The 15,370-nt window shown below is 63.6% G+C and carries 15 protein-coding genes; 12 read left to right on the top strand and 3 right to left on the bottom strand.

Features of this window, described 5'->3' with window-relative positions; all coding sequences use genetic code 11:
• Positions 1–28: 28 nt before the first annotated feature.
• From VSX60_RS15555 to phoB, 8 genes are all read left to right on the top strand, one after another.
• Positions 29–1,135, top strand: a complete 1,107-nt coding sequence (locus VSX60_RS15555) for a hypothetical protein (protein ID WP_327625169.1) — start codon at positions 29–31, stop codon at positions 1,133–1,135.
• Positions 1,136–1,527: 392 nt separating this feature from the next.
• A complete protein-coding gene (locus VSX60_RS15550) occupies positions 1,528–2,568 on the top strand; it encodes an ATP-binding protein (RefSeq protein ID WP_327625168.1) in 1,041 nt (346 codons plus the stop codon).
• Positions 2,569–2,729: 161 nt separating this feature from the next.
• Complete coding sequence (locus VSX60_RS15545) at positions 2,730–3,767, top strand: substrate-binding domain-containing protein (RefSeq protein WP_327625167.1); 1,038 nt, start codon at positions 2,730–2,732, stop codon at positions 3,765–3,767.
• Positions 3,768–3,847: 80 nt separating this feature from the next.
• The gene (gene pstC, locus VSX60_RS15540; RefSeq protein WP_327625166.1) at positions 3,848–5,230 is read left to right on the top strand and encodes a phosphate ABC transporter permease subunit PstC; all 1,383 of its coding nucleotides are present in this window, start codon (positions 3,848–3,850) and stop codon (positions 5,228–5,230) included.
• A complete protein-coding gene (gene pstA / locus VSX60_RS15535) occupies positions 5,223–6,503 on the top strand; it encodes a phosphate ABC transporter permease PstA (protein ID WP_327625165.1) in 1,281 nt (426 codons plus the stop codon). The genes pstC and pstA overlap by 8 nt, the downstream gene beginning before the upstream one ends.
• Positions 6,504–6,535: 32 nt before the next feature.
• Positions 6,536–7,336 carry a phosphate ABC transporter ATP-binding protein PstB gene (pstB, locus tag VSX60_RS15530; RefSeq protein WP_327625204.1) on the top strand — a complete coding sequence of 267 codons (801 nt, stop codon included), beginning with the start codon at positions 6,536–6,538 and terminating at the stop codon, positions 7,334–7,336.
• Between the two features lie 25 nt (positions 7,337–7,361).
• Positions 7,362–8,099: a phosphate signaling complex protein PhoU gene (phoU, locus tag VSX60_RS15525; RefSeq protein ID WP_327625164.1), complete on the top strand. Its 738-nt coding sequence runs from the start codon at positions 7,362–7,364 to the stop codon at positions 8,097–8,099.
• Between the two features lie 6 nt (positions 8,100–8,105).
• Positions 8,106–8,846 (top strand): phosphate regulon transcriptional regulator PhoB, encoded by a 741-nt coding sequence (gene phoB, locus VSX60_RS15520; RefSeq protein WP_327625163.1) that lies wholly within the window; start codon positions 8,106–8,108, stop codon positions 8,844–8,846.
• Between the two features lie 112 nt (positions 8,847–8,958).
• On the opposite strand, the gene VSX60_RS15515 is transcribed toward phoB, so the two are convergent.
• Both VSX60_RS15515 and VSX60_RS15510 read right to left on the bottom strand, forming a co-directional pair.
• On the bottom strand, positions 8,959–9,510 hold the full coding sequence (locus VSX60_RS15515) for a GcrA family cell cycle regulator (protein WP_327625162.1): 552 nt from the start codon (positions 9,508–9,510) through the stop codon (positions 8,959–8,961).
• A 222-nt stretch (positions 9,511–9,732) separates the two neighbouring features.
• Entirely contained in the window at positions 9,733–10,680 is a 948-nt protein-coding gene (locus VSX60_RS15510) for a DUF5996 family protein (RefSeq protein WP_327625161.1), read from the bottom strand.
• A 251-nt stretch (positions 10,681–10,931) separates the two neighbouring features.
• On the opposite strand from VSX60_RS15510, the gene VSX60_RS15505 reads away from it, so the two are divergent.
• From VSX60_RS15505 to VSX60_RS15495, 3 genes are read left to right on the top strand one after another with little or no spacing between them, the layout of a single operon-like run.
• On the top strand, positions 10,932–12,146 hold the full coding sequence (locus VSX60_RS15505; RefSeq protein ID WP_327625160.1) for an aspartate aminotransferase family protein: 1,215 nt from the start codon (positions 10,932–10,934) through the stop codon (positions 12,144–12,146).
• 10 nt (positions 12,147–12,156) lie between these two features.
• Positions 12,157–13,119, top strand: a complete 963-nt coding sequence (gene argF / locus VSX60_RS15500) for an ornithine carbamoyltransferase (protein ID WP_327625159.1) — start codon at positions 12,157–12,159, stop codon at positions 13,117–13,119.
• Positions 13,112–14,140, top strand: coding sequence for an Hsp33 family molecular chaperone (locus tag VSX60_RS15495; RefSeq protein ID WP_327625158.1), 1,029 nt, complete (start codon positions 13,112–13,114; stop codon positions 14,138–14,140). The genes argF and VSX60_RS15495 overlap by 8 nt, the downstream gene beginning before the upstream one ends.
• Before the next feature lie 35 nt (positions 14,141–14,175).
• Here VSX60_RS15495 and apaG read toward each other — a convergent pair whose 3' ends face one another.
• On the bottom strand, positions 14,176–14,568 hold the full coding sequence (gene apaG / locus VSX60_RS15490) for a Co2+/Mg2+ efflux protein ApaG (RefSeq protein ID WP_327625157.1): 393 nt from the start codon (positions 14,566–14,568) through the stop codon (positions 14,176–14,178).
• Positions 14,569–14,661: 93 nt separating this feature from the next.
• Here apaG and VSX60_RS15485 point away from each other — a divergent pair, with 93 nt between their 5' ends.
• Complete coding sequence (locus VSX60_RS15485) at positions 14,662–15,267, top strand: CDP-alcohol phosphatidyltransferase family protein (protein WP_327625156.1); 606 nt, start codon at positions 14,662–14,664, stop codon at positions 15,265–15,267.
• The last annotated feature ends 103 nt before the right edge of the window (positions 15,268–15,370 follow it).

Below are 15,370 nucleotides of genomic sequence, written 5' to 3'. Positions count from 1 at the left end.
CTTTTCTTACCGACAAGGGTGGAAAATCGTGATCAGCGCGATCGAACGGGGCGTCAGACGCGCTCTGGAAAAGGGCAACGCGGCCGATCCGGATTTCCGCGTCAAGGTTTATGAGGCGGCCGAGCGCGCGATGATTCGCGTGGTGACCGACAAGAATCAGGACGAGGCGGAGGCGAATCGCCAGCGCGACGAGTTGATGGCGGCGATCGAGGCGATCGAAGCCGACTATCCTCCGGCGGCCTTTCGAGACTGGCAAGGCGGGGAGGCAATCCCGGCCGATGTCGCGGTTGCCACATCCGGTGGTGGCCGATCTCCCTTTGTCGCCGAGTCGCCCCCCGGCGGGCTCGACGCACCGGTGCGGCAGGCGACTGCGGCCGGCGCCGCGCGGCTGGCGGGGGAACGCGGGATCGACACCGTGCCGATTTTAAGCGACCCGGAGCAAGATCGGATCGCGCAGGCCGACGACGCCTGGTCGCCGGGTGGTCGTCGCGCCCCGCCGGCGCGATGGGCGCACCGGCGTCTCGCCATTTCGGTGATCGCCCTCGTGATTTTACTGCTCGTTGCCGTGGCCACTTGGTTCGCACTGTCCCGCACGTCATCAGACCCGACGGCTGTCGGGTCGGAGCAGGAAACCACCGGACGGCGTGTCCGTGTCGGATCTTCTGACGGAGTCGCGGCCGGGGCCTCTCAAGAAAACTGGATTGAGGTTTTTGCCGGCGGTCAATTCGACCGCGTGTCGGCCGAAACCGGTGGCCGGGTAAAAGCGATCGACGGCGCCGGCGGACGCGCCGCCGTCCAGATCGAGGGGCCGGCTGATACGGAGGAGGCCGAAATCGCGCTGCTGATTGGACCCGGTATCGTTGCGCGACTGGCCGGCCAGAAGGCGCGCGGCGAACTGACCGTCGGCTCGCCGGACGATACGCCTCGCGAGTTCACCATCCGGTGCCTGTTCGCCGGCAAAACTGTTTGTGGCCGGCAGCGCTTTTCGACGACAATCGGGGAGGAAACCTTCGTGTTCGACATGGATGTGCCGGCAGGTGTCGACGGACCGGCGCAGCTTGCGATCGGTCCGGGCGTCGGCGGAAACGCGCGCGACCTCAATGTTTACGGGTTTCGCCTTCGGCCGGTCGAATGAGGGATCGGCGCAGCCGCCCCGGCGCGGCGACGCAATCCGCCACCTCGTCATGAAAATCTGACGGGACCGTCGTAGGCTCGCTCCATGCTGTTTCCCTTGCGATTCGCAAATTTCCCGGCAAAGGCAGACCGATGGCTTTGACCGGACGACCGGAAGATGAACTGAGCACCGACGCCACTGGCGTAAGCAGAACCAGCCATACCAAACGCACGAGCCTTGCTGCAGCCGTGGCGCTTGGTGCTCTCGCCTGGTGGGTTCCCGAGGCCGCGGTCGGCGCGCTGCTCGTGTTCGTTCTGCTCATGCTTGTCATGCATTGGCCTCGTGGACGTGGAGCGGCCCGCGGGCGAGCCCCCGCCGCGGATGGAGGGCAGTCGATTTGGCCGGCGCGGGGCATGAAGGCAGTGGTCGAGGCGCTTCAGGAGCCAGGCTTTATCGTCGACCGTGCGATGCTGCTGCGCTACCGGAACCCGGCCTCGCTGATCGCCTTCGGCAACATGGCGCTCGGGGACCCGATTTCGCTTCGCTTCCGCTCGCCGGAATTGCTGGGCACTATCGAGGGCGCCATCGCAAGCCTTCAGCCGGCCTATGCCATGCTTGAGGAGCGGCGGCCCGAGCGAACCTGGCAAGCCGAGATCGTGGCGATTCCGCCGCATCAGGGCGAGCGGCCGCATTTCTTCCTGATTCTGTTCCGCGACCGGACGGCGGAATTGCGGATCGAGCGCATGCGGACGGATTTCGTCGCCAATGCGAGCCATGAGCTGCGCACACCGCTGGCGTCGCTGACCGGCTTCATCGAGACGCTGCAGGGACCCGCCCGCAACGACGCCGCCGCGCGCGAGCGCTTTCTGCAGATCATGCGCGAGCAGGCCACGCGGATGTCGCGGCTGATCGACGATCTGTTGTCACTTTCCCGGATTGAGATGAAGCGGCATGTGCCCATCGCGGCGACCGCCGACCTGGCGGCGGTCTTGAACAAGGTCCGATCGCACTTAACCCCGCTCGCCGCGGAACTTGGTATGACGATCGATTTTTCCGTTCCCGAGGGCGCCTTCGTCGTTGCCGGCGACGAGGACGAACTGATCCAGGTGTTCTCGAACCTCGTCGAGAACGCCTGCAAATACGGTGAGAGTGGCAAGCGCGTTGAAATGGAGTTGTCCCTAACCAGCGAACGGGGAGAACCGGTGATCGACGCTTCGGTTCGCGATTTCGGTCCCGGCATTCCCGCCGAGCACGTACCGCGGCTCACCGAGCGTTTCTACCGGGTGGATGTGGGCAACTCGCGCGCCAAGCACGGCACCGGTCTGGGCCTGTCGATTGTCCGCAATATCCTCCTGCGCCATCGCAGTCGGCTTGTGATCGTCTCGCGTATCGGTGAGGGGTCGGTCTTCACGGCGCGCTTTCCCGATCCGCGGCGAACGTCAGTGCAATCTTAAAATACAATAATAATCAATGCGTTATGGTGTCATAAAACTGAGTTCAAGGTGTCATATAGAGTTCGTGCGACGTCGATAGAGGTGACGGCGAACCGTAGCCGCCAAGCAGGGTGGCAATTCAACGCTCGGTTCTCAACGAAACTCCTCAAGGAGATCTTCCCGTGAACAACAGACTCATCGCCGGCCTTGCGCTCGGCACCGCAATCGCTTTGACCGGCCAGGCTGGCGCGCAGAGCCGTGATCAGATCCAAATCGTGGGCTCTTCGACTGTTTTTCCCTACACCCAGGCTGTCGCGGAACAGTTCGCGAACCAGTCGGAGTTTTCCTCACCGGTTGTCGAATCCACCGGTACCGGCGGCGGCATGAAAATCTTCTGCGAAGGTGTTGGCGCCCAGACCCCGGACATCACTGGCGCGTCGCGTGCCATGAAGCCGTCCGAGTGGGAGTTGTGCCAGAAGAACGGCGTGACCGACATCACCGAGGTGTTGCTCGGCTATGACGCGCTTTCGCTCGCGTCGTCGCAGAACGGCCCGGATCTGTCCGTCACCAAAGAGCAGCTCTACAAGGCGCTTGCCGCCGAAGTGCCCGTCGACGGCGAGATCAAGGCCAATCCGTACAAGAGCTGGAACGAGATCGATGCTTCGCTGCCCGCCGAGCCGATCCTGGTTTACGGCCCGCCGCCGACGTCCGGCACCCGCGACGCCTGGGTCGAACTCGTCATGGAAGAAGGCTGCGGCGAGCTTGCCGAAGTCGAAGCTCTCGAAGACGACCGCAAGGCCGAAGTCTGCCAGCGCATGCGCACCGACGGCGCGTTTGTCGAAGCCGGCGAGAACGACAACCTCATCGTCCAGCGTCTGGAGTCCGATTCGAGCGCCTTCGGCATCTTCGGCTATTCCTTCCTGTACGAAAATCAGGACAAGCTGAAGGGGGCGGAGATCGGTGGCGTCACGCCGTCGGAGACGACCGTTGAATCGGGCGAGTATCCGGTATCCCGTCCGCTGTTCGTCTACATCAAGAATGCACACCGTCAGGCGATTCCCGGCCTCAACGAGTTCGTCGCGGAATATGTCAGCGAAAACGCGATGGGACAGGATGGCTATCTGCTGGACCGCGGCCTCGTCCCGCTGAAGGACGAAAAGCTGAAAGAGATCCAGGACAAGACTGTGAACGGCGGCTCGATGGAAGCTCCTCAGGGCTGACATCCGGCGTTTCCTAGCCTACGCCTTCAAGCAATCCCGTCGGCCTATCCGGGTCGGCGGGACCCCAACGGAGCCTGGCCGTGCCGCTGAGCATCATCTTCGCCATTCCGGTGCTGTTGAGCATCGCCGGCTTCATTCTTGCCAGCCGCAAGGCACGCCGTTCGGGCGCGGCGAGCGAAGCGCGGCTCCACTCGCTTCCGAAATATCACGGATATCTGGCGGTGCTGCTGGTGTTGGTGCCAAGTCTCGCGCTGATCGTCGCCTGGCTGTTGCTCGAGCCGGCCATCCTGAACGCCTATATTCGCACGCTGCTGCCGTCGTCAGTGACGGACGGACTGAGCCCATCACGGCTCAGCCTCATCGTCGGCGAGGTCCGGCAGGCCGCTGTGGGTATTACCTTCGGCGAGCCCAGTGCGGCGGTTTTGGCCGCCGCGGAGCGCTTCAAAAGCGCTGCCACCCTGTCGCGGTGGATTTTGGCGGGGCTCCTCCTGCTTATCGGTGCCGGCGCCATTGCCTGGGTGCTGGCGCGGGTCCGGGTGCGGTTCCAGGCGCGCAACAACGCCGAGCGGATCCTGAAATGGCTGCTGATTGGTTGCGCCACCGTGTCGATTCTGGCGACGGCGGGAATTTTCTTCTCACTGGTATTCGAGGGATTCCGGTTCTTCGCGGTGGTCTCGCCGATCGAATTCTTCTTCGGAACGAAATGGGATCCGCAGATCGCCATTCGTGCCGATCAGGTCGGCAGCACTGGTGCATTCGGCGCCGTGCCGATCTTCGTCGGAACCTTCGTCATCGCGACGACCGCGATGATCGTCGCGCTGCCCGTCGGGCTGTTCGCGGCGATCTACATGTCCGAATTCGCGCCGAGGGCGGTTCGCGGCCTGGTCAAGCCACTCATCGAGGTCCTGGCTGGGATCCCGACCATCGTCTACGGCTTCTTCGCGGTCCTGGTTGTGTCTCCGGCGATCCGAGGAGCCGGCGAGGTAGTCGGCGTCTCCGTCTCGCCGACGGCGGCGATCGTGCCCGGCCTGGTGATGGGCGTGATGCTGATACCGTTCATCTCCTCGCTCTCCGACGATGCGCTGAATTCGGTGCCGCAGTCGCTGCGGGATGGTTCGTTCGGCCTCGGCGCGAACAAGGCCGAAACCGTCATGCGCGTCGTGCTACCGGCGGCCCTTCCGGGCATCGTCGGCGGTGTTCTCCTGGCCTCGAGCCGGGCGATCGGCGAGACGATGATCGTGGTGATGGCTGCGGGGCTCACCGCCAATCTGACCGCCAACCCCTTGGAAGGCGTCACGACGGTCACAGTCCAGATCGTCTCGCTGCTCACTGGCGACACGGAATTCGACAGCCCCAAGACACTCGCCGCGTTCGGTCTCGGTCTGACGCTGTTTATCGCGACGCTCGGCCTGAATCTCATCGCGCTGCAGGTCGTCAAGCACTTCCGGGAACAATATGACTGAGATCGTGTCTTCCGGCGGCGAGACCTCCCGCACGCAGCAATTGGTTCGGTCGAGCCTGAAACGGCGCAAGGCCGCGCAGACGCGTCTCAAGCTGTACGGGATCGTGGCGATCCTGTTCGCCCTCACAATGCTCGCGATCCTGGTCGGGTCGGTCGTCAGCTCGTCCATGGGCGCCTGGACGCAGACCCAAGTCCGCATCGAAATACCGCCCTTTTCCAGCGTCGAGGAGGCGGCGGCAAAAAGCCCCCGCTCGGCTGCCAACGATGCCATTTTGTCGTTCTTTCCCGCGACCGAGGGTCGCAAGGAGCGCCGCGAGATCACCTCGATCCTCAGCGACGGCGCGCAATACGACGTCAGGGATGCGATCGCTGCAGCTGGCGCTGCCGTTACCGAGGGGCTCGATGTGTGGGTTCCGGTATCCGACCCCTATGAGCAGCTCTATGAGGGCGTGATCGATCCCACCGTCGACGCCAGTCGGCGTCCGCTCAGCGACCGGCAGATCGAGGTTTATCAGGCGCTCGATGAGGCCGGGCGCATCCGCTCGACATTCGACTGGGGTCTGTTCACCAACGCGGACAGCCGCTTTCCGGAGCTGGCCGGCCTCAAGGGCGCAATCATCGGCTCGTTCTTCCTGCTGCTCGTCTGCCTGGTCGTGGCCGTGCCGCTCGGCGTCGGAGCCGCAGTCTATCTGGAGGAACATGCCAAGAAAAACCGGCTGACGGATTTCATCGAGATCAACATCAACAATCTTGCCGCGGTGCCGTCCATCGTCTTCGGCCTCCTGGGCCTTGCGCTGTTCCTGGGCTTTTTCGGATTGCCCCGTTCCGCGCCGCTCGTCGGCGGGCTCGTGCTGGCGCTGATGACGCTTCCGACCATCATCATCACGACGCGCAGCGCGCTCAAGGGCGTGCCGCCGTCGATCCGTGAAGCGGCGAGGGGCGTTGGCGCCTCCGAGATGCAGGTCATCGGCCACCACGTTCTTCCCGTGGCGTTGCCCGGCATCCTGACTGGAACGATCATCGGTCTGGCCCAGGCACTCGGCGAAACCGCACCCTTGCTGCTGATCGGCATGAACGCGTTCATCACGTCGGCGCCATCCAGCATAGTGGACGCGTCCACCGCGCTCCCGACCCAGATCTTCATCTGGTTCGACAGTCCCGAGCGCGGATTCGTCGCGCGCACCAGTGCCGCGATCGTCGTGCTCTTGATGTTCCTAACCGTGATGAATCTTACCGCGGTTCTTCTGCGCCGCCGTTTCGAGAGGCGCTGGTGATCTTGCGACAGGAATCCGCCATGGTGGACGATATGCAAACGACGTCAGCGAAGGGAGCTGCGGTGCGACCCAACCATCCGATCAAGATGCGGGGCGAAAAGGTCTCGGTCTATTACGGCCAGAAACAGGCCCTGTTCGACGTCGATCTCGACATCGAGGAGCGTCAGGTCACCGCCCTGATCGGCCCGTCCGGCTGTGGGAAATCGACCTTCCTGCGCTGTCTCAACCGGATGAACGATCCGATCGACATCGCCAGGGTCGAAGGCCATATCACGCTCGACGGCCGGGATATCTACGATCCCGACATCGACGTGGTGGAGCTACGCGCCAGGGTCGGCATGGTCTTCCAGAAGCCCAATCCATTTCCCAAGTCGATCTTCGACAACGTCTCCTACGGACCGCGTATCCACGGCCTGGCGACGTCGAAGACGGAGATGGAAGAGATCGTGGTGACCAGCCTTCGCAAGGCTGGCCTGTTCGAGGAGGTCAAGGACCGTCTCGATGAACCGGGGACCGGCTTGTCTGGCGGTCAGCAGCAGCGTCTGTGCATCGCTCGCGCCATCGCCGTCTCGCCCGAGGTGATCCTGATGGACGAGCCGTGTTCGGCCCTCGATCCGATCGCGACCGCCAAGATCGAGGAACTGATCGACGAATTGAAGCAGAACTACACGATCGTGATCGTTACCCACTCGATGCAGCAGGCGGCGCGGGTGTCGCAGCGCACGGCGATGTTCCATCTGGGCCGCGTCGTCGAGGTCGGGGCGACGGAGAAAATGTTCTCCAACCCCGACGACAAGCGCACCCAAGACTACATCACCGGGCGCTTCGGCTGAACGAAAACTATGAGGAAAGCGGCAGATGACCGAGCATACCGTCACGTCCTACGAGGACGAACTCAAATTCATCGTGCGCCGGATTTCGGAGATGGGCGGCCAGGCCGAGCGGATGGTCGAGCAGTCGGTCGCGGCCTTGATGCGCAGCGACTGGGATCTGGCGCAGTCGGTCGTCGCCGATGACGTGTTGCTCGACGCGGCCCAGCGCGACCTCGACGAGCGGGCGATCCGCACCATCGCCAAGCGCCAGCCGATGGCCGTCGACCTGCGCGAGATTGTTGGCGCCATCCGCATTTCCAACGATCTGGAGCGGATCGGCGATCTGGCCAAGAATATCGCCAAGCGTGTGATCGCCGTGCACGACCATTCCCAGCCGGTGCAACTCGTGCGCGGCATCGAGCATTTGTCGGAACTGGCGCTGGTGCAGCTGAAGGAAGTGCTCGACGCCTATGGCGAGCACGATCACCTTCGGGCGATGGCGGTTCGCGACAATGACGAGCAGATCGACGCGATGTACACCTCGATCTTTCGTGAGCTGCTGACCTACATGATGGAAGATCCGCGCAACATCACCGCCTGCACGCATCTGCTGTTCAGCGCGAAAAACATCGAGCGCATCGGCGACCACGCGACCAACATCGCCGAGACGATCTATTATATCCAGACCGGCGAACAGATGGAGGCGGAGCGGCCGAAAGGCGACAGCACTCCGTCCTTGGTGCAGCAGGGGTCCAACCTGCCGCCCGCCGGCCCCGAAGGGTAAACGGACATGGCCACACGCATCGCCGTGGTGGAGGACGAGGACGCGCTCGGCGTCCTGCTTCGCTACAATCTCGAAGCCGAAGGTTACCAGGTCGACGTCATTACCCGGGGCGACGAGGCGGACCTGCGCCTCAAGGAAGAATTACCCGACCTCCTGATCCTGGATTGGATGCTGCCGGGTTTGTCCGGCGTCGAACTTTGCCGCAGACTTCGTCAGCGCGGCGAGAGCGAGAAACTTCCGATCATCATGCTGACCGCCCGCGGCGAGGAAAGCGAACGCGTGCGCGGCCTGTCGGTCGGCGCCGACGATTACGTGGTCAAGCCGTTCTCGACGCCGGAACTGATCGCACGGGTTCGGGCAATGCTGCGGCGGGCAAAGCCCGAGAAAATCTCCAAGCTTTTGACCGCCGGTGATATCGACCTCGATCGGGAGAACCACCGGGTTCGCCGGGCCGGCCGCGAGATCAAGCTCGGCCCGACCGAGTTCAAGCTGATGGAGTTCTTCATGCAGTCCCCAGGGCGGGTGTTCTCCCGCGAGCAACTGCTCGATGGCGTCTGGGGCAGGGACATCTATGTGGATGAGCGCACCGTCGACGTCCATGTCGGACGCCTGCGCAAGGCAATCAAACGCGGCCGCGAGCGAGACCCGATCCGGACTGTTCGCGGTGCCGGCTACGCCCTCGACGAGCAATTCTCCGCCACCGCCAAACCGTCGGCGACAAGCGCGATGGAGAGCGCGGGGTCGTAGAGGAACGAGCATCCGCGGCCGTTCAAGACGAAGAGACCTCCGAATACCAAGAGACCGCCGAATGGCGGTCTCGATTTCCCGGAAAGTGAAAGCTCGGAAGGACGCGCGCTTGTCAGCGCGCCCGTCGCCGTTCGGATGCCGGCTGGAAGGCCAATGACGCGTGGTATTCGCAATAGGGCGAAGACTCGTTCGAGCCGTTGCCGCAAAAGTGGAAACCCGGCTTCAGCGGATCGCCCACTGGCCATTTGCAGGTGCTCTCGGTCAGTTGCACGAGGCTGAGCTTACGCGCGATCGGGACCACTTCGCCAGATTGACGTTGGGGTTCGGCGATCACTTCCGTCTCCTCCTCGGGATCCATCTTCAAAGCCGTCGCACCGTGGGTGCGGGGCATCGAGCGCGCCGAAACCGATTGCGCCGGCATAAAACGTGCCGGCTGCACCATTTCGATGGTCTCGACTTCCTTCAAGTGGGGCGACGCTTGCCGTTCCGCAACCGGAGCCGCGACATTGGGAGACTTCGCGCGCGATTCCAGCTTCAGCCGATGGACCTTTCCGATCACCGCATTGCGGCTGACACCGCCCAGCTTCTCGGCAATCTGGCTGGCACTGAGGCCCTCCGTCCAAAGCTGCTTCAGCAACTCCACGCGTTCGTCGGTCCAGCCCATGACAAGCTCCTTACAGCAAAAATATGCGGCGGGCGGAATCCTTCACCCCGCACAAACGGTGTGCGAGGTGACGCACTACATTTATTGAGGAACTAGGTCCGCCGCACGAAATCTAGTATCTTGAATTCAATTTAGCCCATCGCTGGACTCTGTGACAAGAGTCCAGCGTGTCACAGGCGAATCGATTTGTCGTTTTCCCCAGACTTGTGGGTTAATGGGGCGTTAACGCAGACCGTGAATTTTGCGCGGAACGCGAGGCACGCCGAATTCGCACTCCATCGCGGCCCGGTTCCAGCCACCCCTATCGGCCGCTGCCGCGTAGGTCGATTGCAGGAACCGCAGCAGCGTCGCTTCCGGATCGGCGCTTGTCCGGACCGATTCATACGGCAGCAGAAACTCTCCGAGCTTCGCGTCGAAGCGCGCGGCGACCGGCTCCACCGCACGGTCCGCGAAGCCATTCGGCACGGGGTAGGCGTAGGAATAGAACATCGCCTCGTCGATGCCGCCGCCCCCCGGCCAGAACCCTGCCGAAGAGACCTCGTGGCTGTAGGCCTCGCGCGTCACCACATCCGGCAAGTTTGGAAAACCGCCGGGATGCAAAGGGGCGGGGCGACCGGAAAAACGTGTCACGGCAAGATCGAGCGCGCCCCAGAAGAGATGCACCGGGCTGACCTTGCCGACAAAGCCTGTGCGAAAACGTCCGAACACACGATCGATATGGATAAGGGCTTGGTGGAAGCGGCGCACCGCGTCGCGGTCGTAAGGCCGCTCCTCGGTGTCGGAGGCGAATGGAACCTCGTCCGGCAATTCGTTAGGGCGGCCATGAATGGAAGGCTCACCGCCCACGGACGTGACCAATCGCTTGGTGCGGTCGAAGAAGGCGGCGACGCTCATCGGCTGTAGCGGAAAGCTTTCACGCGAACCGCTTGCGGCTTCGGCCACAAGAGCATGGTCGCAAAAGTCGAAGCTGAGCGTGACCACGCCGCCGGGATCCGGGATCGGACCGGTCGTCAACCCGCGTGGGGTGACATAGAGGGTGGCGTGCCAGGAATGATTGACCCAGGGGGTATGGGCGAGCCGGTATTTGCCGACAATCTGCGACCAGAGATGAAGGGCCTTGCAGGTTTCCCGCCAGGCCGGGAAAGGCAAGACGGGCCAATCGGAATTCATTCAATCGACCTCTTTTCGCCAAAGCCCTCGCGGCGAAGGCGGTTGCCCACGGGGCAAACGATCGCTTCCGATAGTATCCTTCTGCGGGTTTCATTGACACCCGCCCGACCCGCTGTGGTATAGCTAGGCATCCGATGCATTCGGAGCGACCCGCAAAGCCTGCCCTCTCGGCAGGCTTTGACGTTTCCAGAACCTGATCCAAGACGATCCCACCCGGGAGCCGAACCGGATCATCAGCGAAGTCGATCGCCATGGCTGACAGCAAGGACCATCAATCGCCTCTCTTCGAGACCTACGCGCGCGCCGATCTCGCCTTCGAGCGCGGTGAAGGCGTCTGGCTGGAGACGCGCGATGGCCGACGGTACATGGATTTTGGCGGCGGTATCGCGGTCAATTCCCTCGGTCATGCCCATCCGCATCTCGTCGCCGCGCTCAAGGACCAGGCGGAGAAGCTCTGGCATGTGTCTAATCTTTATGAGATTCCCGGCCAGCGGCGCCTCGCCGAACGATTGACCGCCGCGACCTTTGCCGATCGCGCCTTTTTCACCAATTCGGGCGCCGAGGCGCTGGAATGCGCGATCAAGACGGCGCGGCGTTATCACTTTGTCAGCGGCGCGCCCGAACGTTTCCGGATTCTGACCTTCGAGGGCGCGTTCCACGGGCGGACCCTCGCGACGATAGCCGCCGGCGGCCAGAAGAAATATCTCGAAGGCTTCGGCCCGAAGGTCGAGGGCTTCGATCAACTGCCGTTCGGCGACCACGAAGCGCTGAAACAGGCCGCTGCCGCGCCGGACGTCGCCGCGATCCTGATCGAGCCGATCCAGGGGGAGGGCGGCATCCGCAAGGTCCCGCCCCAGTGTCTCCGGGGGTTGCGCGGGCTTTGCGACAAGCATGGCATCCTGCTGATCTATGACGAGGTGCAGACCGGGATCGGGCGAACCGGCACGCTCTACGCCTACGAGCATTCGGGCGCCGCGCCGGATATCCTGGCCTCGGCCAAGGGTCTCGGCGGCGGCTTTCCCATGGGCGTATGCCTGGCGACGGCGGAAGCGGCCATCGGCATGACGCCGGGAACCCATGGCACGACCTATGGCGGCAATCCTCTGGCCATGGCCGTGGGCAACGCGGTTCTCGACATCGTGCTGGCGGACGGTTTCCTTGAGCATGTCCGCGACACCGCACTGTTGTTCAAGCAGTCGCTGGCATCGCTGGCCGACCGCTATCCCGACGTCGTCGAGGAGATCCGCGGCGAAGGTCTGCTACTCGGCCTCAAGGCCAAGGTTCCCAACACCGAACTGGTGGCGGGCATGCGGGAGCAGGGGCTCTTGGCGGTTCCGGCCGGAGACAATGTCGTACGTCTGCTGCCGCCGCTGATCCTGACGGCGGACGAAGTCCGGGAAGGAATGGCCCGCATTGAAACGGCCGTTGCTTCCCTGTCGCTGGGCAACCGGCGCAAGAGTGCATGAGGCCGGAGCGATGATGAACGGACATCCCAAGCATTTTCTCGATATCGCGGCGGTCGAAAGCGGCGAGCTTCGCGCCATCATGAGCGATGCGGCGGAGCGCAAGGCGCTCGGCCGCAATGGCCCGAAACCGCTTGCCGGCAAGGTGCTGGCGATGATCTTCGACAAGCCCTCGACGCGCACCCGCGTGTCGTTCGATGTCGCCATGCGCCAGCTCGGCGGCGAGACGCTGTTTTTGTCGGGCGCGGAAATGCAGCTTGGCCGTGAGGAGACGATCGCTGATACGGCGCGGGTGCTTTCGCGCTATGTCGACGCAATCATGATCCGCACGACCGCGCACGCGCGGCTGATGGAACTCGCCGAGTTCGCCACCGTGCCGGTGATCAACGGACTGACCGACGACACGCATCCCTGCCAGATCATGGCCGATCTTCTGACCTTCGAGGAAAAGCGCGGGCCGGTTCGCGGCAAGACCTTCGCCTGGACCGGCGACGGCAACAACGTCTTGTCCTCCTTCGTCGAGGCGTCGGCCCGGTTCGATTTCGCCTTGCGGGTCGCGACACCCGCCGGATCGGGACCCGACATGCACTTCGTCGAAAGGGCTCGCAATGCGGGGGCCTCGATCCTAACTACCGACGACCCGGTGGAAGCGGTGACCGGCGCCGATTGCGTCGTCACCGATACCTGGGTGTCCATGGGCCGCGAGGACCAAGCCCGCGGCCACAATGTCTTCATGCCCTATCAGGTGAACGAGCGCCTGATGGCGCATGCCAAGCCCGAGGCGCTTTTCATGCATTGTCTCCCGGCCCATCGCGGCGAGGAAGTGACCGACGCCGTCATCGACGGACCGCAGTCGGTGGTCTTCGACGAAGCGGAAAACCGGCTTCACGCGCAAAAATCGATCCTGGCCTGGTGTTTCGGCGAAGTCGTCGCGGACCCATCGCAGCAGGGCATGGCGGGTAAGAAGCATGGCTGAGGCAGAACGCGCGCTCGGCGAGTTTGGCTATGCCGGCGACGACGCCGTAGTCCCCTTCAACGTCGAGGCGCTCGAAGCGCGCGGCCGGGCGGTCCAACTCGGCCCCATGCTGGATCAGATCCTCGGGCGTCACGATTATCCCGAGCCGGTGTCGCGCCTGCTCGCCGAGATGATCGCGCTGACGGTGTTGCTCGGCACGTCGCTGAAATTCGACGGCAAGTTCATCGCCCAGACTCAGACGGACGGGCCGGTGGACCTTCTCGTCGTCGATTTCGCCACGCCCTCGAGCGTCAGAGCCTATGCCCGCTTCGACGACGCCAAGCTCGACGCGGCCATCAGCGCCGGCACGACGCATTCCGAGGCGCTTTTGGGCAAGGGCGTCATGGCGCTCACCGTCGACCAGGGCGCCTATATGCAGCGCTACCAGGGCATTGTCGAACTGAACGGCACATCGATGGAAGAAGTGGCCGAGGCCTATTTCCGCCAGTCGGAGCAGATTCCGACGGCGGTGAAGCTGGCGGTCGCCAAGATCGCCCGGCGCGGCGAGAACGGGTTCGTCGAGGGTTGGCGAGCCGGCGGCCTCATCGCGCAGTTCCTGCCCGAGGCGCCGGAGCGCATGCGTCTGCCCGATCTGCCGGGCGGAGACGCGCCGGAAGGGGCCGACGATCCCGAGGGGAGCTTCGAGCCGGACGACGCCTGGGTCGAGGTGCGCGCGTTGGTCGACACGATCGATGCGTCCGAGCTTGCCGACCCCGATGTCGGTGTCGAGCGGCTGCTATTCCGACTCTTTCACGAGCGCGGAGTGCGGGTGTTCCCTGCCAAACCCGTCGCCGACGACTGTTCCTGCACGCGCGAGCGAATCCGCGACGTCCTGTCGAACTTCTCCCAGGAGGAGATCGGCGAGAGCGTCGAGGACGGCAAGATCGCAGTCACCTGCGAGTTCTGCGGCGAGGGCTACGAGTTCGACCCGGCCGAATTTGAGGCGGACGCGACGTCGGGCGACGCGCCGGCGTCAGAATAGGCGGATCAGACCGCGCTCATGCCGATGGTCTCGGCCTAATTCAGCACCCGCTGCCGCACGGGTACGTCCAGCGAGAACGCCGGGATCTCCACCGTGAAGAACGTGCCGTCGGGTCCCTGCATCTCGTAATGGCCGCGCATGAAGCCGGAGGATGTGCCGAGTGGGCAGCCGGAGGTGTAGGTAAAACTGTCGCCAGGCGACAGCACCGGCTCCTCCCCGATGACGCCGGGGCCGCGAACCTCCTCGACATGGCCGTTGGCATCGGTGATGTGCCAGTATCGTGATCGCAGTTGCGCCGGTTCACGGCTGCCGTTGGTGATCTCGACCGTGTAAGCCCAGAACCAACGGCCGTCGTCCGGTTGGGACTGGTCCTCAAGGTAGGCGGGCGTCACGGTGACCGTGATCTCGCAAGTCGTCGCCTTGTACATGGCCAGTTCCAATGCCTGTCGCCTCGTTCCCTTTATCGCGGTGCGGCGTGCCAGGGTCAATCGCGCGACGTCAGAAGTTTGGACGGTAAAAGTTTGCTCGACGGTGTCCTGAAGAAACGGATCGATCCGCCGATGAACCGGCTGGCTGTGGTCCTGTGCCGCCGGGGCGTCGGTGCCAACAGCGTGACGGTCGCCGGCCTCGTCCTCGGCCTCGCCGCCGCGGTGGCGATCGCCTTCGGTTCTCTCTGGGGGGGGCTGGTCCTCATCTTGGTGTCGCGGCTGGCCGACGGGCTCGATGGCGCGGTGGCGCGGCAAACCGCTCCGACCGATCTCGGCGGCTATCTCGACATCGTCTTCGACTATGTCTTCTACGGCATAATCCCGCTCGCCTTCGCGATCCTCGATCCGGCGGCGAACGGGCTGGCGGCGGCGGTCCTTTTGATGAGCTTCTACGCCAATGGCGCGAGCTTCCTTGCCTTCGCGATCATGGCCGAGAAGCGCAAGCTTGCCACGGAGCAACGGGGCAGGAAGTCGCTGTTCTTTACGACCGGGCTCGCGGAAGCGACCGAGACGATCGCGGCCTTCGTGCTGTTCTGCCTGTTTCCGCAATATTTCGCGGCCATCGCCTATGTGTTCGCGGCGATGACGACCTGGACCTTTGTGTCGCGAATCCGGCTGAGCCTCAACAGCTTCGGCTAGAGCATCCGGCGAATAATTTGAATCGACGGGTTCCCATTTGATGTTCGGTTTGATTCTCTGTGAGCAGGAGGTGCTCTATGGGAAAGGCTGTTTCATCAGATTT

Origin of the sequence: Aurantimonas sp. A3-2-R12 (assembly GCF_036016755.1) — a bacterium.
In the GTDB taxonomy this organism is placed as follows: Bacteria; Pseudomonadota; Alphaproteobacteria; order Rhizobiales; family Rhizobiaceae; genus Aurantimonas; species Aurantimonas coralicida_A.
This window is presented reverse-complemented; position numbering and strand designations above follow the sequence as displayed.